The sequence below is a fragment of the Arthrobacter sp. GQ119 genome, assembly GCF_059759125.1.
Map to the genome: position 1 here is coordinate 1 of NZ_JCAXEA010000035.1, position 17,672 is coordinate 17,672.

14 protein-coding genes are annotated in these 17,672 nt (G+C 67.3%); 3 read left to right on the forward strand and 11 right to left on the reverse strand.

Features of this window, described 5'->3' with window-relative positions; genetic code table 11:
• Nucleotides 1–163: 163 nt before the first annotated feature.
• The 5 genes from AC6CH3_RS22225 to AC6CH3_RS22245 form a co-directional block, all read right to left on the reverse strand.
• On the reverse strand, nt 164–1,108 hold the full coding sequence (locus tag AC6CH3_RS22225; RefSeq protein WP_498134489.1) for an SGNH/GDSL hydrolase family protein: 945 nt from the start codon (nt 1,106–1,108) through the stop codon (nt 164–166).
• 345 nt (nt 1,109–1,453) lie between these two features.
• Nucleotides 1,454–3,235, reverse strand: coding sequence for an ABC transporter permease subunit (locus AC6CH3_RS22230; RefSeq protein ID WP_498134490.1), 1,782 nt, complete (start codon nt 3,233–3,235; stop codon nt 1,454–1,456).
• Nucleotides 3,235–4,770 carry an ABC transporter substrate-binding protein gene (locus AC6CH3_RS22235; protein WP_498134491.1) on the reverse strand — a complete coding sequence of 512 codons (1,536 nt, stop codon included), beginning with the start codon at nt 4,768–4,770 and terminating at the stop codon, nt 3,235–3,237. The genes AC6CH3_RS22230 and AC6CH3_RS22235 overlap by 1 nt, the downstream gene beginning before the upstream one ends.
• An 85-nt stretch (nt 4,771–4,855) precedes the next feature.
• A complete protein-coding gene (locus tag AC6CH3_RS22240) occupies nt 4,856–5,683 on the reverse strand; it encodes an ABC transporter ATP-binding protein (RefSeq protein WP_498134492.1) in 828 nt (275 codons plus the stop codon).
• Complete coding sequence (locus AC6CH3_RS22245; RefSeq protein ID WP_498134493.1) at nt 5,680–6,465, reverse strand: ATP-binding cassette domain-containing protein; 786 nt, start codon at nt 6,463–6,465, stop codon at nt 5,680–5,682. The genes AC6CH3_RS22240 and AC6CH3_RS22245 overlap by 4 nt, the downstream gene beginning before the upstream one ends.
• Before the next feature lie 306 nt (nt 6,466–6,771).
• Between AC6CH3_RS22245 and AC6CH3_RS22250 the strand changes: the two genes are divergently transcribed.
• The 3 genes from AC6CH3_RS22250 to AC6CH3_RS22260 are packed head-to-tail and all read left to right on the forward strand — an operon-like array spanning nt 6,772 to nt 9,592.
• Nucleotides 6,772–7,758 (forward strand): FecCD family ABC transporter permease, encoded by a 987-nt coding sequence (locus tag AC6CH3_RS22250; RefSeq protein ID WP_498134494.1) that lies wholly within the window; start codon nt 6,772–6,774, stop codon nt 7,756–7,758.
• A complete protein-coding gene (locus tag AC6CH3_RS22255; RefSeq protein ID WP_498134495.1) occupies nt 7,755–8,555 on the forward strand; it encodes an ABC transporter ATP-binding protein in 801 nt (266 codons plus the stop codon). The genes AC6CH3_RS22250 and AC6CH3_RS22255 overlap by 4 nt, the downstream gene beginning before the upstream one ends.
• Before the next feature lie 23 nt (nt 8,556–8,578).
• Complete coding sequence (locus AC6CH3_RS22260; RefSeq protein ID WP_498134496.1) at nt 8,579–9,592, forward strand: ABC transporter substrate-binding protein; 1,014 nt, start codon at nt 8,579–8,581, stop codon at nt 9,590–9,592.
• 4 nt (nt 9,593–9,596) lie between these two features.
• Here the strand turns inward: AC6CH3_RS22260 and AC6CH3_RS22265 are convergent, their stop codons facing one another.
• Genes AC6CH3_RS22265 through AC6CH3_RS22290 form a run of 6 tightly spaced genes read right to left on the reverse strand, consistent with a single transcriptional unit; the run spans nt 9,597 to nt 17,628 of the window.
• Nucleotides 9,597–11,330 (reverse strand): amino acid ABC transporter ATP-binding/permease protein, encoded by a 1,734-nt coding sequence (locus AC6CH3_RS22265; protein ID WP_498134497.1) that lies wholly within the window; start codon nt 11,328–11,330, stop codon nt 9,597–9,599.
• Nucleotides 11,327–13,087: an ATP-binding cassette domain-containing protein gene (locus AC6CH3_RS22270; RefSeq protein ID WP_498134498.1), complete on the reverse strand. Its 1,761-nt coding sequence runs from the start codon at nt 13,085–13,087 to the stop codon at nt 11,327–11,329. Before AC6CH3_RS22270 ends, AC6CH3_RS22265 begins: the two co-directional genes overlap by 4 nt.
• Nucleotides 13,074–14,408 carry a nitroreductase family protein gene (locus tag AC6CH3_RS22275; protein WP_498134499.1) on the reverse strand — a complete coding sequence of 445 codons (1,335 nt, stop codon included), beginning with the start codon at nt 14,406–14,408 and terminating at the stop codon, nt 13,074–13,076. The genes AC6CH3_RS22270 and AC6CH3_RS22275 overlap by 14 nt, the downstream gene beginning before the upstream one ends.
• Before the next feature lie 6 nt (nt 14,409–14,414).
• Nucleotides 14,415–15,806, reverse strand: a complete 1,392-nt coding sequence (locus tag AC6CH3_RS22280) for a YcaO-like family protein (protein WP_498134500.1) — start codon at nt 15,804–15,806, stop codon at nt 14,415–14,417.
• A gap of 41 nt (nt 15,807–15,847) precedes the next feature.
• Nucleotides 15,848–16,882, reverse strand: a complete 1,035-nt coding sequence (locus AC6CH3_RS22285) for a CocE/NonD family hydrolase (RefSeq protein ID WP_498134501.1) — start codon at nt 16,880–16,882, stop codon at nt 15,848–15,850.
• Nucleotides 16,879–17,628, reverse strand: coding sequence for a hypothetical protein (locus AC6CH3_RS22290; RefSeq protein ID WP_498134502.1), 750 nt, complete (start codon nt 17,626–17,628; stop codon nt 16,879–16,881). Before AC6CH3_RS22290 ends, AC6CH3_RS22285 begins: the two co-directional genes overlap by 4 nt.
• Nucleotides 17,629–17,672: the final 44 nt, after the last annotated feature.

Consider the following 17,672-nt stretch of genomic DNA (forward strand, 5'->3'; position numbering starts at 1 on the left):
AGCCAGCGCGAGACGGCCACGAGGGCCCAGAAAAGCATTAGGGTGGGGCATTGAAGACCTCCGTTTGTGGAACTGGACTCTTAGACAAGCCCCACTCCACTCGGAGGTCTTCTTCATGTCACCACACCACGCCGACCGTCACTAACGTCTGTGGCTAATACACCTAGGCCTGTTTCAGCCCGTCCTGATACTCCGCCTCCTGGCGGACGGGCCCGCGCGCCGGCGCCGCCGGCTTCTGCAGCTGCCTCTGCGGGTGCTTCCCGGCAGACAACACCGGCGCGGCCGCCGGCCGCTTCGGCCGCAGCACCTCGGGCCGCCGCCCGAAGATGCGCCGGAGAAGCGGCGGCTCTTGCTGGAGCCGCCGCAGCACCCACGGCAGGAAGTAGGTCTTCGCCCAGACCAGGTCACCGGCTCCGGCCTGCCGCCAGCTCCGCTCCGGCAGTTCCCGTGGCTCCAGCGGCTGGAGGGTGTGGGGCACGTTCAGGGTGTCCAGCACCATCATGGCGATCGTGTGGTGCCCCAGCGGCGAGAAATGCAGCCGGTCCGGGTCCCACATCTGCGGATCCCTCAGTTCGCGCAGGGCCCACAGGTCGGCAACAAGGCAGTGGTGCTTGTAGGCGATGGCACGCAGGTTCTCGTTGTAAATGGCCACCCTGGCCCGGTTCCGGCCCAGGACGGGCGTGTGCCACCAGTCCGGACCCGTGAAGAGCACAATGGTGGCCCCGGTGGTGCTCAGCCGCTCCACTCCGGCGTCCAGCCGGGCAGCAAGTTTGTCCGGATTGCTGTTGTGGAACACCATGTCGTTTCCGCCGGCGGAAAGGGTGATCAGGTCCGGCTTGAGCGCGAGTGCCGGCTCCGTCTGCCGGTCCAGGATCTCCTGGAGCAGCAGGCCGCGCACGGCCAGGTTGGCGTAGGAAAAGTCCTCGCGGCCCGCGCTCAGTTCTTCGGCCACGCGGTCTGCCCAGCCGCGCAGCCCGCCGGGGCTGCGCTCTTCGGGATCTCCCACACCTTCGGTAAATGAATCTCCCACGGCTACGTACCGGCTCCAGGGGTGCGGAGCCTGTCCCTTGCCGGAACCGCTTGGGGTGTAGCGGCCGACGGCGTCCATCGCCCATTCCTTTCGTTCGCCGCCCGCAGGCTCCCCAGCAGCTTGGGGCGTTACTGAGGTAACGCTTTCGTTTGCCTCGGAATTCCGCAAAATCGGGAGAATTTTCCCGCGGCCGTTGCTGGTGTGAACAGTGCTTCCAGCGTGACAAGAGTGGCGCCACAGTACTTAATGGGACTATGCCTTCCCCGGAGTCCCGCCGTCGTCGTCACTGCAGCAGTGCTGCGGGTGACGCACACCCAGCCCACCGCTGACGCCGCGTGCGACGCACTGCCGGCTCGGCGCCATCGAATCGGTGCAGGCCGTGTCCGGAGGCGCGATGAGGCGGATCAACTGTCCGACATGTAGTCAGGAGCCGGATGCTGATGTGGACAGGGATGCCCTCTGTCGGGACAACCAGTGGGGCTTTGCCGGCTGCATCGTGCCCAGGCTTGAGAGTGAGACGGCCAGGATTGAGGCCAGGGCCAGCGCGGTGGCTGGTGCGAGGATGGCCCAGGGTGCGCGCTCGACGTAGTTGATTCCTTCAGCAAGGATCAGTCCCCATTCCGGGGAGGGCTGTTGCGGCCCGAGTCCAAGGAAGCCGAGGGCGGCCAAGGCGAGGGCGATTCCCGGTATCCGAAGCATGGCGTGTCTGAATACCGGGGGAAGGACTGCGGGAAGGATGTAGCGCCAAAGCACACGGACCCGGCCAACACCCAGGACCGGAAGGATCTTTACGTACGGTTCTGCCCTGGCTTCATGTGCCAGGGCGGCTGTGTGCGCGGCCAGCGGCGCCCAACCTACCAGGGTCACCGCGATCGCCGCGCCATGGGCGGAAGGGCCGGTGATGGCTGCCACGATCAGCCCGACGAGAATGGGAGGCGTGGCGTTGGCTACTTCCAGAGGCCCTGTTGCCGCGAGCGGGAACAGGCCGATGATGATGCCGATGGCCAGGCAGGCCAGGACCACCAGCAGTGAAGTTCCCAGGGTGGCGATGGATCCGTGGCCTACACGTGCCAGCAGGTCGCGTCCGCTGGCATCTGCACCAAAGGGCAACAGCAAAGTGGGGGCGGCGAGTCTGGGGTGATTGGAGCTGAAGGGGTCACGCAGAAGCCCTGCGATGATGACGGCCGCCAGCGCTCCTGCGCAAATGAGAGGCACCGCGGCCTCACGCCGTCTCGAGGTGCGGGGATGCCCCGCAACGGGCATCGTGCCGGAACGAAGCGCGGCACCAAGCAGTGCGTAGCGTGCTGCCGCGGCCATGGAACCTACTGCGACGGCCAGAGCCAGGAGTGCCAGGATTCCTGCTTGCAGGGCCGGGATGTCCTGGGCGTTGGCTGCTCCCAGGATGGCCCGGCCAAGCCCGGGAATCGCGAACACTTTCTCCACCGCGACCGCTCCGCCGGTGAGGCCGATAACCGTCAGCGCGGTCTGGTTGAGCACGGCCGGCAGGGCCCGGCGCAGCACGGCGGCGGTGATCTGCGCTGGGCTGGCACCTGCCATGGCCCAAGTTGCCGTCCATTTTTCTTCGAAAGCTGTGCTGATCGCGTCGGACAGCAGTCTGCCGATCAGGCCGCCGGCCGGCAGGCCCAGGGCCAGCGCCGGCAGCACTGCCTGGTGGAGTCCCTGCCAGCCGTAAGGGGGGAACCAGCCCAGCCAGACCGCGCCAATGACGAGCAGCATGGCGGCGAGCAGGAATTCAGGAAGGGAGGTCAGGGCCGCTGCGACGACACCGGATCCGCGGCCGGGTTTTCCTGCCAGGCCACGGACCACGGTGGGGATGCACAGCAGGACGGCTACCACCGCCGCCACTGCAACGGCGAAGGCCATAAGGGTGATGGAGACGCCCAGCGCAGCCATGGTTCCAGGCCCGACGGGCGTGTTGGAGATCCAGGAGGTTCCAAAGTCCCCGCGGAGAACTCCGCCGAGCCAGCCGAGGAAGATATTGAAGGGCCCCTGGTCCAGCCCGAGTTCGGCGCGGATCATGGCCAGCGTTTCATCGGTGGCTTCCCGGTCCGCGTACCTGGCACGCAGGACGGTGTATTCCGGGCTTTGCCCGGACAGCCAGGGCAAGAGACCGATCAACATGACCATCGCAGCGAGCGCCAGAATGCGGGAGATGCCCGTTTTGATGAAGGCCGGGCAGCGCATTATCCCGAGATCCCCGTTTTGCTGGTGATCAGCGCACGTTCACGGGGGTCACGTTCCACGTCGCGGACTTTGGCGGATTCGCCTTGGATGACCCGTTCGTGCAGCAGCGGCACGACGGCATCGTTGGCCAGGATCAAGGCTTCGGCCGCGGCAATGGCCGCTCGGCGCTCCTGCCCTGCCGGTATCGCGGCAGCTTTGACCAGTGCTGCGTCCACGTCCGGGTTGCAGAACTGGGAGATGTTGAACGAGCCGTTGCAGGAGAAATCGCTGTAGAGGTACGCCACCGGGTCACCGGAGTCCAGGACGGTGGCCCGGGAGAGGATGAAGGCGTCGAATTTGCCGTCCAGGGCGTCGGACTCGATGTGCTGGTATTCGCGCACATCCTGTTCCACGATGAATCCGGCTGCTTCGAGCTGTTGTTCGATCTGCACGGCGACCTCCGGCAGTTCGGCACGGTCCGTGAAGGTGCCAAGGCTGATCCGGACCCCGTTGACACGTGCGGCTGCGGGCCGCTTGATCAGCGTCTCGGCGTAGGAAGCATTTTCGCGTTCTTTTGCCGCCCAGGGCAGCGCCGGGCCAAGCAGTCCACCGGCTGCATCGGCGCGTCCTTCATAGACGCGTTCGACGATGGTGGCCCGCTCGATCGCCTCGCGGGCTGCTGCCCGGACGGCGGGGTCCGAGAACGGCCCTGACTCGTTGTTGAGGTACAGGGTGTTGGTCCTCGGCATCGGCACTTCGTGGACCAGCGCCGGGTCGATCTGGCCTGCCTGCCCGACGGGGATCGCTTCGATGACGTCGGCGGTTCCGGTCCTCAAGGCTGCGGCCCGTGCGGTGCCGTCGGGAACGAACTGGACATCCAGGCCGCTGCTGGCCGCCTTTTCACCCCAGTAGCCGTCGAAGCGGTTCAACGTCGCCGACGTGGTTCCGTCCACCGCTGTCAGGACGTAGGGGCCGGTGCCGGCGTTGATGGGGCTGACCACGCCCCCGGATTTGTAAGCCGAAGCTGCCAGAATGGACAGCTGCGGACTCGACAGGCGCTGCGGGATCAGCGGATCATCAGTTCCGGTGGTGATGCGTACAGCGTTGTCACCGTCCGGGGTCGCGGTGAGCCGGACACCGTCCAGGATCCGCGGCTTCGGGCTGGCATTGGCCGCGGCCGTCAGGGAGGCTGCAACCTGTTCCGCGGTAAGGGCAGTGCCGTCGTGGAACGTGACGCCGGTCCGGATTTCGAAGCGCCAGCTCCTGCCATCAAGTTGCTCCCAGGCTGTAGCAAGGGCGGGCTTGGCATCCCCCAACGCATCAAGGACGACAAGGGTTTCGGCGGTCTTCCAGCGGGAAAGCTTAAAGGCATCATCGCTAAGGGGCGTGAGTCCGGAACGGGGCGGCTGCAGCATAGCCACCTTAATGCGGGCATCGGCACTTGCGCCATCTGCTGCCGGCGCACTTTCGGCTGCGGAGAAGCATCCGCTGAGGCTGACGGTCACCGCTGCTGCCAAGAGGAGCGCGGCACCTGTCTTTGGGCGTGATCTGGCCATGGGTTGCTACCTGTCTTTCGTTGGTGGAATTTTTTGCTGTTGGAGCGGCCGGGAGGTCGTGCGGCCACACGTTGCGGGGCGCCCGTTATGAGGCCTGGGCCCTGTAATGGCTGGTGGCATCAGCGGCTGACCTGGGTGCGGGAAGACGTGGAATGGCGGCGATGAGCTCCTTGGTATACGGGTGCCGGGGGTTTGCCAGCAACTTGGAGGTGGCACCCTGCTCTATGACTTGCCCCGAGGAAAGGACGACCGTCCGAGTACAGAGTTGAGCGACCGCGGCCAGATCATGCGAGACGAAGAGCAGCCCCAGCCCGTCCCTGGTGACCAGCCGGTCCAGCAGGGCCAGGACCGTTTCCCGCAGTGGCAGGTCAAGCCCGCTGACCGGTTCGTCGGCGAGCAGAAATCGTGGTGAGGTCACCAGTGCCCGGGCGATGGCCACCCTCTGGTTCTGGCCCCCGGATAGTTCCCCAGGCCGGCGGCCATTGAGGTCAGGGGTCAGGTCCACTCGTTCCAGAGCTTCCCGAACCATCCTGTGGTGATCTCCGCGGATCCGGAGCTGCTGCAGGGGTTCAAGGAGCAGCTGGTGCACGCTCATGCGCGGGTCAAGGCTGCCGGCCGGGTTCTGAGGCACGTACTGCACGATCCGGCGGTACCACCGCAGTGACGACACGGATCCGGCCCTGACGGGGACACCGTCAAGCTCTACGGTGCCGGCCGTGGGGTCTTCCAAAGCCAGGAGGGTGCGCAGCAAGGTGGATTTGCCGGAGCCGGAGCTTCCCACCAATGCGGTGCTGTGTCCGGCAGTCACCGACAGGGACACGTCCTTCAGCGCCTCCACCGTCCGGGCCCACTTCCATGGACCGCCACTGCGGTAGCTGTGGCTGAGGTTTATGCCCCGCAGTTCGGTGCTCATGCTCCTGCCCCCGCGGCGAAGACCTGGGTGCTGGCCTCTGCAGCTTCCACGAGCTGCCGCGTATAGCTGTGCCCGGGCCTGGCAAGGAGCTGGTCCATGGGTGCCTCTTCGACGATCGCACCGGCCTGCATCACCAGTGCACGCGTACACAGGGATGCGGCGACCGCCAGGTCATGGGTAATGAACAGCATTGCCCCGGTACTGCCGGTACTGCGCCTGAGCGCCTCCAGAACCTGGGCCTGGCTGATGATGTCCAAAGCGGTCGTTGGTTCGTCCGCGATCAGGACAGTGAAACGGCGCGCGAGGGCCAGCGCGATACAGACCCTTTGCAGCTGGCCGCCGGAGAGCTCGCCGCTGTAGCCTGACAGCACCCGCTCCGGATCCGTAAGGCCGACGGACATGAGCAGATCCGCCGCGCGTTCGCGCGCCTCAGCACCGGAAAGGCCGGCCTTCAGCATCGGAAAAGCCAGCTGGCGGCCAAGCCTGACCATCGGGTTCAGCGCAGTAGCAGGGTCCTGGTGAACCGCGGCGAAGTCCCCGGTCCCGTCCAGCCTGCGCCGGCCCAACACCGCTTCCCTGCCATTGACCTGCATCGATCCTCCGACGGTCATCCCGCCCGGAAGCTGCCCCAGGACAGCGGACGCCGTCAAAGACTTACCCGAACCCGATGCACCCAGCAGGGCAACGCGCTCACCGGGGGCAATCCGGAAGGAGACCCCGGAAACAAGGGCCCGACCCCGCAAAGACACGGTCAGATTGCGCACCACGAGGGCAGATGTCATGAAAGTTCTTTCAAGAGTGGGAGATTATGGCAGAGCGGGCCCGTAAAAGATATCAATAATCATTCGCAACAAAGAAATTAGGGGACTATACGATCCCACCGCCCCAGGTTCAGCTGGGCATTATGCTAATGATTCTCATTTGCGATAGGCTGGCGGGCGTGATTGGAGTCTCCTATGCCGGCTGAGTTGGCACCACAAGTTTCCCGCCCTGCCACGGGTCTGGCTGGATTGCGGGCCCTGCGGAGACCACGCTTTCTGGAGCGGTCTCTCGTTTCTCTCCTGTTGCTCGGCATAGTGCTTGTTCTAGTGGTTTCCGGCAGCGTGGGGCCGCTGGAGACGAGTCTGGGCCAGTCGTGGCAGGTCGTGATCGGCCACCTCGTCCCGGGTGTGCCGTGGATGGCGGACGGCTCGTTGTCTGTGGCGCAGGACCAGGCTGTATGGAACTTTCGCCTGCCCCGGGCCCTGCTGGCCGGGACTGCCGGGGCTAGCCTGGCGTTGGCCGGTGCCCTGCTGCAGGCGAACGTACGGAATCCACTCGCCGAGCCCTACATCCTGGGCGTTTCGGCCGGGGCGGGCGTCGGCGCCGTGGTCGCGATTGTTGCTGGTTCCACGGCTGTTGCCGGCATCGGTCTCAACGCTGCTGCCTTCGCCGGAGCCACCGGTGCAACAGTCCTGGTGTACCTGCTCGCGAAGCAGGGCGGGATCATCGCCCCTTCCCGCTTGATCCTGGCAGGCGTAGCGCTCGGTTCGCTGCTGTCCGCAGTTACGAATTTTCTCACCATCACCACGGATGCCCAGAACGTGTACAGCGTGCTCTTCTTCCTGCTTGGCAGCGTCTCCGCAGCCACATACCCGCAGTTGCTTTTGCCCGGACTCAGTCTTTGCGCCGTCGGCGTCTACGCCATGCTTCGGTCCCGTGCGCTGAACGCGCTGCTTGCCGGGGACGAAGCTGCTATGGCGCTGGGTGTCAACGTCGAGGCGATGCGCCGCACGCTGCTCCTCGCCACCGCCTTGCTGACCGCGACCACCGTGGCTGTGTGCGGCGGTATCGGCTTCGTGGGCTTGGTGGTCCCGCACGCCGCGCGGATGGCGGTCGGGTCCGACCACCGGCGAATGCTGCCTGTCACCATTTTTGGCGGAGCCCTGTTCCTGATGCTCACGGACCTCCTCGCCCGTACAGTGGCCCAGCCGGCAGAGATCCCAATTGGCATCCTGACAGCCGCCGTCGGGGCTCCATTCTTCCTGTGGCTGATGCGCGGCGGCGGAGCGAACCGGGCCGGTGTGAACCGGTGAAGGTCAGTTTCGAGAATGTCAGCGTCTCGCTTGGCGGCACCACGATCGTGCACCACATCAGCCTCAACGTCCCGTCCGGCTCGGTGCTGGGCATCCTTGGCCCCAATGGCTGTGGCAAATCAACGCTCTTGCGCACCCTGTATCGGGTCAACAAGCCATCCGCCGGAATCGTGCGGGTGGACGGCGATGACATCGCCCGGCTCAGCGCCCGCGAAGCGGCCCTGAGGATTGCCGTGATGGCCCAGGAGTCCAGTCAGGAGTTCCCCATGACAGCCCGCGAGGTGGTGATGCTGGGCCGGGTGCCGCACCAGCGCGGCTTTGGCGCCGATTCAGCCCGGGACCTCGGGCTGATGGAGGAAGCACTGCACGACGTCGGCGCCTCCGCTCTGGGGCATCGCTACTTCGCAGGGCTGTCCGGTGGAGAGAAGCAGAGGGTCCTGCTGGCCCGCGCGCTGGTGCAGGAATCCCCGGTGCTGGTGCTGGATGAACCCACCAACCATCTGGACATTGCCTTCCAACTCGAGCTCATGCAGCTGGTGAGTGGACGCGGCCTGACCGTTTTGGCGGCGCTTCATGACATTAACCTGGCGGCCGAGTTCTGTGACCACGTGGCCGTGCTTCAGGCCGGCCGGCTGCAGGCTTTTGGCCGGCCCGACGAAGTCTTGGACGAAGACCTGATCCGAAGCACTTTCGGGGTGGGCTCCAGGAAACTCGTCCACCCTCTGACCGGCCGTGCCCTGATCGCAGTGGCGGCCCCATCGAAGATTCCCGCGGTACATTCCGCCGCGTCCCCCTGAACCACCAACACCGGAGGCAATCCTTGAAGAAACCCATCACCCCGTCCAAAACCGCTGCACTGCTCGGTTCCCTGGTCTTGGGCAGCACCCTGCTGGCCGGCTGCGGGCAGGCCGTCACGCCCACCGCCTCCGCCGAAGTGCCAGGCAAGGCCGCAGATACCATTCAGAACTGCGGACGCTCACTGACTTTCGGGGCTGTGCCGCAGCGCGCAGTGGCCATGACACCCGGGCAGTCGGAGCTCATGGTCAAGCTGGGCCTGGCCGACAAGGTAGTCGCTGAGGCCCAGACGAAGGGCGAAGAACTGGTGCCGGAGCTCAAGGCCAGCGGCAAGGTCAAGCAGCTGAGCGAACAGATGCCGCCGTCGCGGGAAGTCCTGCTGGGCGTGAGCCCGGACTTCGTTTACTCGCCCACAGGCTATGAGTTCACAGCGGAGCAGGGCTTTGCCAGCATAGAGCAACTGAAGCAGTCCGGCGCAGAGTCCTACATCGCCACCGCCGGATGCCTGGAACGGCGCAGCAGCGCAGTGGTGAAGGACCTGCTGACGGACATCGAGAATATCGGTGCCGTGTTCGGCGTACCCGAGCAGGCCGAAGCTGTCCGCGAGGAAGCCGCCGAGGCGTTGTCCCGGGTGGAGAAGGCCGTGGCAGGAAAGCAGCAGCCGAGCGTCGTCGAGCTGTTTGTGGAGGGCAACACGATGGCGGCGGTCGGTGCCGGCATTGAGTACGACATGATCAAGACCGCCGGCGGCCAGAACGTCTTCAGCCCTTCGGACCCGGCATTCGCCAAGTTCTTCTCGGCCGTCATCTCCCCGGAAACGCTGGTCCAAAAGGACCCGGAGGTCATCGTTTTCACCACGCTGGACAAGGCTCATGAGGATGCCACCCGAGCGTTCCTGCGGGAGAAGTTCCCGGAAGTGGCCGCGGTGAAGAACAGCCGGATGGTGGCCATCGATTCCGACGACGTCATGCCCGGCACCTGGGGCAACATCCGCGCCGTGGAGCAGATCGCCAAGGCGCTGCACCCCGACGCCTTCTAAGCGTTTACCAGCAGCGAAGAGCCTCGGCCGGATACTTCCGGCCGAGGCTTTCGTAGCTCCCGGACGGCCAGTCGCCCAGCACGACCCTGCGGTCACATGCCGCCAGCGTGGATTCCCGGTGCGAGATCGTGATCACCGTAGTCAGACCGGCCAGCCCGGCCACGGCTTCCATGAGGGCCTGCTCGGATGCCGTGTCCAGGCTCGCGGTGGTTTCATCCAGCACCAGCACCTTGGGCTGGAGCAGCAGCGCCCGGGCCAGGCAGAAGCGCGCCCGTTCCCCGCCGGAGAGGCTCATGCCCTCTTCGCCGATCAGTGTATGCATGCCTTCGGCCCAGCGTTCCCCGAGCAATGGCAGCCCCGCCCGGTCCAGCGCCGTGAGCACTTCTGTTTCCTGGGCGTCCGGCACGGCCAGGCGCATGTTTTCCAGAACGGTGCCGTGGAAGACGCGGGCGTCCTGTTCCACGAGCGTCACCAGGCGCCGGAACCCGGATTCGTCCAGTTCCCAGACGTCCACGGCCTGCCCGGTAGGGGAAACCAGGGAGATGCTTCCGGCGTCGGGCGCCCACAGCCGCAACAGTAGTCGGGCCAAGGTTGATTTCCCTGCCCCTGACCGGCCGCTGATCCCCAGGTGTTCCCCGGGTGCCACGGACAGGGAGACGGAGCGTAGGGCTGCCGCGCCGCCGTCGTATGTAAATGCCACGTCCCGCACCTCTACGCCCAGTGGGCCGTCCGTTTCGAGGGCTGCCGCTGTGCCCGCGGCGGGGGTCTCGCCTGGCAGACTGATCCCTTCCAGCACGCGTTGGGCGCTGGCCCGGTGCGGCTGCAGCTGGGTCACGGTGGCGACACTTTCGGCCACGGGTGCCAGCAGGGTCAGGGTGCCGGCCACGAGGGCAGGAAGCCACACAGGATTTAGGCCGGGCTGAGACGCCGCGGCCAGGAAGACGGCCACCACGGTCCCGAGAATGCAGAGCTCGCGCAGCGAGCCCGCCAGCGCGAGCACCGCGTTGAGCCGCCGCTGCACGGCGTCCACGGCCCGGGTGCGGTCCGCCAGCTGGCGCTGTGCATGTTCCTGCAGCCCGAAGCCGAGGATCTCGCGTGTGCCCGCCAACAGGTCCACGGCCAGCACGGACAGCTCGGACTTGGCCTGCTGCACCCGGCCACCCAGCAGGGTGCCCGTCCGCAGGCCCGGGAGGGTCACCGCCAGCAATGCCGTGACCCCCAGCAGGAGGGCCCAGGCCAGGGCGGGTCCAACGGCCAGCAGCACGGCGACCCCTCCCAGCAGGAGCACGGCTGCGCCAGCCAGCTGGGCCACGGTGTGCGCGTAGAAGAACTCCAGCTTTTCGACGTCGCCCATGGCTGTCGCGGCAAGCTTGCCGGTGTGCTGCCCTCGTTTCCGGGACGGTACGCCGCGGGCAAAGCCGTCAAACAACGCCATGCGCAGCGCCGCCAGGATCCGGTAGGCGATGCTGTGCGATACGTCCATCTCGTGCCAGGTCAGCACGGCACGCAGCAGGACGGCCGCGGCCCCGGCGAGCCACCATCCCGGCTCGGCAACCTCGGTTTCGACCACGGCCAGCGCCACTACATACGATCCGGTGACGGCCAATCCGATGAGCGCCAGGTTGTTCAGGATGCCGACGACGGCGGTCCAGGCCATGCCTGTCCACTCCCCGGCCATATGCGGAACCAGGGCAAGAAGGGGTGACCTTCGCCCGTGAGGCGGGGCTGTAATACTCACTGTGGGGCTCCTTCGAGCAGGCTTCCGGAAGTTGCTGGGTCTGCTGGTTCGTCCGGGCGGGTTTCGTGCAAGACGCCGCCCTCGAGCCGGAGCACGGTGTCCGCAGCGGTAAGGGCCTCGGGGCGGTGGGCGATCATGAGAACGATCCGTTCCCGGGCTTGTTCGCGCAGGCCCTCCAGGACCTCGGCGGCCAGACCGGGGTTAAGCGCCGAGGTGGGTTCGTCGAGGAGCAGCACGGGCCGGTTGGCCAGCAGAGCGCGGGCGATGGCGAGCCGTTGGAGCTGGCCGCCTGACACAGAACCCCCGGCTTCGGCCAGGACGGTCTCCAGACCCTCGGGCCAGGCCTGCAGCTCGTGCCCCAGCCCCGCAGCATTCAACGCCTGAAGGAGGTCACTGTCCGTGGCATGCGGTGCCACGGCCAGCAGATTGGCCCGGATGGTGCCGGGAAAAAGGTAGCTGCGCTGGGAGACCACGCTGACGTCGCCCGGCTGCAGTGCCCGTCCGTCCAGCATCCGGTTCCCCTCCGCGGGCAGGAAGCCCAGGATGATGTCGAACAGTGTGCTCTTTCCGGCGCCCGAGACGCCGCTGAGGGCGGTGATGCCGCCGCGCCGGATCCGCGCCGAGGCGTCGCGAAGGACCCAGTCGGCGTCGTCTGCGTAGCGGAAGGAGAGGGAGTCAAGGGTCAGCGTCTCGGGACGGCGGGGAGCCGGAACCACGACGGCGGCCGCTTCCTCACGCTTCTCCGGGACCCCGCCGTCGCGGTCATCTGGGCTTGAACCACCCGCTGCATCGATGCTGCCGAGGGCCGACAAACCCAAATACCCGGCATGCCATTGCCGGGCAAGGTCACGGAGGGGACGGAACACCTCCGAGGACAGCAGCAGGGCGAAATACGTCAGGCCCGGGTCCGGCACGGCAGACAGCGGCCCGGCCCCGACGGCGGCCAGGACGGTGAGCGCGGCGGCTGCCAGCAGCCCTGCCTGGATGCCGAAGTCCGCCAGTGCGGTGTCTGCCAACGAAGTGCGCATGGTGGCTACGGTGGCACGGTGCAACTCATCCGAGCGGCCCTTCAGCTTCGTGCGGATGCGGGGTACGGCGTCCAGGACCTTCAGGGTCCGCATGCCCTGAAGAGCTTCGAGGAAGTCGGCGCTGAGGGCCTCATATGAGTCCCAGTGCTGCTTGCCGCGGCTGGCCAGGAGCTTGCCCCAGAGCCGCGGTGCGCCAACGGCCAGGACCACGGCCACGGCCAGGGCCCCGGCAAGCAGCGGGTTCAGCCATGCCAGTCCGGCCAGCAGCAGCGGGCACAGGAGCTGGAGCTGGAAGGCATGCGGGATGTACTGGGTGATGTAGCTGTCCACGCCGTCCACGCCCTCGCTGAGCGCAAGCCGCCGCGCGCCGCCGCGTTCGGAGGTGTCGCTCAGCCGCTCCGGCCGCAGCAGCCGTTCGGCCAGGCCACGCTGCAGGTCCAGCCGGACCGCGGCTCCGAGGGAACTCGCCAGGCGGCTGTGGAGCTGCTGCAGGAGAAGGCGCCCCAGGCCGCACGCGAGCACCCCCGCGAGGTACGGCACGGCGCCTGGCCGCAGGCCGCCGTCGGCCTCCGTACTGCCGATCCACTGCACCAGTCCGCCAAGTGCCTGTGCCAGGAACCAGGCCTGGAACCAGTAGCTCGCAGTGATGGCGCACAGGACGGCCGTGACCGCGGAGAGCCTGCCCCGGTGGCCGCCCGTCATGGCCAGGAGTCTCCTATTGACCAGCATGTGGAGTCCTTTCTGATGGGGTGGCGGCTGAGAATCCAAGCCCGTGCAGGGTTGTCCAGCCGTCCTGTGTGCCGGTCCAGCCGCCGATGGGGCGGAAGTGAAGCGGCGCGTCGGTTGCGAGTCCGGTGTAAAGGAGGTGGGCTGCCAGCGACGAGGCCCACCACATCCCCGTGGCGTCCGGCGTCGCGGACGTTTGGAACAGCACCATGCCGTCCAGGTTCCGGATCCACTGCTGGCCAGCGCACTGATCGGCGAGCGGTGGGTCCTGCAGCACCGCATGGTCCAGCGGCAAGGCCCGGCAGGATGCAGGTTGCTCGAGCGGAAGCGTCGCCAGCGCCTGTTCCAGCAGCGACCCGGCGAATTCCTGCACCGGGAGCTGTGTGGGGACTGAAGGACGCCCGACGGCGGCGCTTCGCCGCCGGGCGAGTTGGCTTGCTGTCACACCCGGCAGGCCTTGGAACGGCAGAGCTCGGCCAGGCACGCCGGAGCGATAATCTTCGATCCAGCAGGCCGCCAGGGGAAGGCTGCGCGGCCGGCGGTCGGCACACGGCGAGGGTGCCGCTCCGGCGCCGCCCACAGTCAGGTGCTCGAGGGTGGGCAGTGTTCCTTCGGCGCTCAGGGCAACGGCTGCCAGTGCAAGCTCGGGCGCGGTGTCGGGCCAACGATCCTGCCACACTGAATAGTCCGGCAGCCCGAGCGCCGCGGCCAGGTGCTCCGGGTTGCCAGGGAGCCACTCTGCGTCTATTCCCAGGCCCGCGGCATGATGGGCAAGCGCCGCCACGGCATAGGCCGCGTCCGCGAGGAGCAGCGGCATTGTGCGGTGATGGTATTTAGCGGCGGTACGCTGCGGAAGTGCGGTGAACACGACAACGGCGCCCATCGCTGAGCCAACGGTGGTGCCGTCAGCACTGCCTGCGATAGCGGATTCGCCGCGCCGCACCAGAAGGCCGCGGTCTGCGTCGAAGGCGTACGTGCCGGGCGGGACATCGCAGCCCGTCCCGCACAGCACATGGAGCTGCACGGGATAGCAGGCCCCGGCCGACGGAACCGCGCGCTGCCGGATGGTCCCCGGCAGGCCGGTGGCAGGATTGGGATGGAACAGCTCGCTCCACCAGAGTGCGCGGACCATTGCGAGCACCGGGACCCGGCCTGTACCGCTGCCGTTTCCCGGCGAGGTTACGTCCCCGTAGATCGACCCGGCCCAGCCGTTTTGTCTGGAGCCCGGGTGGTCCATGGGCCCAGGTTTCTCCCCGGACCAGGCACGGGCGAAGATGCCGGTAGACGCCGTCCCGCTGCTGGGAGACGCTGCTTTGATAGGCACGGCAGCCTACATGTGCGGTGGCGGGGCGAGGGTGAAGTCCCCCGGCCCGGCCGGCTGTATGCTGCGCCAGCCGCGGCTGAGAGCGGCATGGGAGATGCGCGGGCAGCCGAGGTAGGCGAAGGCGGCGGGCGCGTTGGGAACGAGGCCTCCCACCACGGCCCGCACCACGCTGAGTCCGGTCAGGGCGACGTCGGGCGTGGTCAGCTCGCGCGTGTAGACGCTGTGGCCTGCCAGTTCAAGCCTCCGGTAGACCTCGGGCATGGCGACGTGTTCCACTGCGTCGATCTCGACGGTTCCCCCGGCGGGTTCGGTGAAGCGCCCGGACATGTGGTGCAGCCTCGGGTCCAGCCAGAGCTGCACGTGGGCACCGAGGTCACGGACGGCCTCGAACTGTTCTCCGGCGTCATCGAGGTAGCGGCGATCGTCACGGTGGTCCAGATACAGGCCGCGCGCCATCAGACCGGCCTCCACCGCCTGGAAGACCCAGCCGTCCGCGGCGGTGGCGCCCTGCGTGTAGATCCAGGTGTGCACGGCCTCCAGTACGGCCTTGCGGGCGGCCTCGGCCGGATCGTTCTTGCAGGAGAAGCCGGCAGCGTACAGGCCAGTGTCCGGGTCGAAGACCAGCGCCGCCATGCACGGGGCGAACTCACTGGGCATCTCCACCACCCAGTACTGCAGCCGGCAGCCTGCCATGGCCTCCGCCAGCCCGGGAACGCTTTCGGGCCGGATGCCGCGCGTAGGGCCGTCCAGGTGCCACCACAATTCCAGCGCATCGCGTTCCACGGTTTCCAGCACAGCCCGGTCCATCGCGTCCTGGCGGCCCTGGCCGGTGGCGATGCCGGCGTAGTTGAGATGGTGCAGGCGCGGCAGACTTCGGAAGCGCCGCTGCCGCCAGTTCAGGTAGACCAGGCTGGCCGGGAGCCACAGCTCGGCCTGGTCGGATTTGCGGGTGCAGGATACCCACAGTGCCTCGGTGTCCTCGTCGACGTTCCGGTACGGGAAGTCCTCACGCTCGAGCTGCCAGAGCGCGAACCGCGGCAATTCGTCGAGCGGAACGGCGGTGTGCCCGGCGGTGCCCAGTTCGCGTGCTGTTCCGGTGAAATGCGTGCCGTCCTCGGTGTCTGCCGGGATGAAGTTTCCGCAGTAGCGCTCCATTCCCTCGGCGACGGCGGCAATCCAGGCCTGTCGGCTGTCGCCGAAGGTGGTGCCGAGCGAGACGCGGTCCGCCGGCCAGTCGCCGAGCCAGCGCGCGTTGGAGACCTCGGCTGTCATGGAGGTGTAGGCGGGTGGGGCGCTGTCAGGGGTGAGAACCGGGCGCACGCGGCGGATGATCCCGGTCTGTTCGTCCACCAGGGTGTGCAGGGGCAGCAGGCCGAGGCGTTCGGCTGTTGTGGTCATGGTTCTCCGCTGGATATAGAGGGACGGGGTGGTGACTGGGTCTAGTGAGGTACGTGGTCTTGAGCAGCGGATGTGGCTGCCGGGTCGAGGAGACCGTCCCGCTCGGCAGGGAGCCAGGAATAGCCGTTCTCAGGCACCAGGGTGAACTCCCGGTTCTCCGTGGCCGGCGTCCCGTTCCGGACCGAGCCGAGGAAGTCCTGGATGCGCGCCATGAGTCCGCCCTGTGCGTGCAATGCGGCGGCGGCCCGGGCATCGAGATCGCCTGCGAGACGGTGGCCCCACGGCCCCCACAGCAGTCCCGTCCGGCCGCCCGACCAGGCGGCTGCCAAGGCGAGTGTTTCTGCGGCAAAGAAATCCTTCCGGCCGGAAACCAGCAGCAACGGCGTGTTCGTCCTGCCGTAGCGGGCCTTGAGATCCATGCGGGGAGCGGACCACAGCCGTGCCCAGGCGGCCCGGGACCCGGGACCGTACTCTGCGTCGTGGACCAGCTGTTCCGGGCCTCGGTCAGCGGCGATGCGGCAGCGGCGCTCCAGTTCGGCAGGTGCCAGCGGCGGGGCAGATTCACGGCCGAAGCCATGCATGTGCCACCAGCCAATCCTGTCTCTGAGCCGTGGTGTGCCGTCCGGGTTTCTGGCGGTTTCGAACAGGCCCAGCGCCGGGACCATGGCCACAACGGCCGCTGCCCGGATGGCCGAGCCGCTGGTTTCGAGTGCGCGGGCAGCCTCCAGGGCGCAGTGGGCATCGTACGAGGCGCCGGCCAGGACAAGGGGTGCACGGAGCAGCCCGGCCCGGGCCAGGAATGTGGCGGTGGCGGCGCCGTCGTCGCCTTCCCGGGAGTAAGGGTGCCACTCGCCGGTGGAACCGTAGCGGCCTCGGACATCCTGGACGACGACGTCGTAGCCCGCACGCTGCCAGGAACGGGCCTGCGCCCCATACTGTCCGCGGCCATACGGAGTGCGGATCAGGATGGTCCCCTGGGTCCGGCCATGCTTGGAGCTGTGGTAGCTGTCGGCGGCGAGAATCGTGCCGTCTTCCGTAGCGAATTCAAGATACCCGGGCAATGAGCCTGCAGTCATGGGATGAGATCCGGGAGTGGTGCGGGTTCGGGGAACGCCAGCACGGGGTGGTCGCTGGCCGCGAGCGTTACCATATCGAGCCTCCAGAGCGTTCGCCGGAGGGTTGACAGGGCGGGGGCATCCTGCTGCCAGGCCGCGATGGTGGTTAGTAGCCGGGCTGTCAGAATCGTTTTCGCGGCGGCCGGGATGCCTGCGGGGCCGGTGTCGGCGGCGGGGGACGCGTCCAGCCACGCGCGGAGTTCGGAAGCGGCGGGTGAGGCTGCGAGCCGGCGGCGGAGGACGTGTGCCCCTGTGGGGTCCTGCGGTTCAACGGCCAGCGGGTCGACGAAAATCAGTTCCCCTTCGCGGTAGCAACGCAACACGGCGGTGCCGGCGGCGGGGAGGTGGTCGAATGCGCCGCGTTCGTGCGGCGATCCGGCGACGTGGAGTACGAGCCCGGCCGACACCGGTATGTCGTTGGCGCTTTCCAACACGGTCAGAGCATGGCCGCTGAGGGCCTGTGCCAGTTCCTGCCGCCAGGACTCGGGAGCCAGGATTGCGATGCGTTCGCGCCCAAGGGAGGGGCGGATCCTGGCCTCCCGGCGTTCGGCCAGTTCTGCACGCACCCGGCCTCCCAGTTCCCCCGTAAGGTCAGCGGCCGCCGTCGTGCCCGTGCTGGACAGCGGGACACGCAGGAAGGCACCGTCTCCAGAGCGGACTGTGGTGTGTCCGTTGATCTCGAAGGCGTCGATCATCTGTCGGTGCATTGGTTCCCTTTCCGGGTCGCGCTGAGGGCGGGCAAACTAACGGG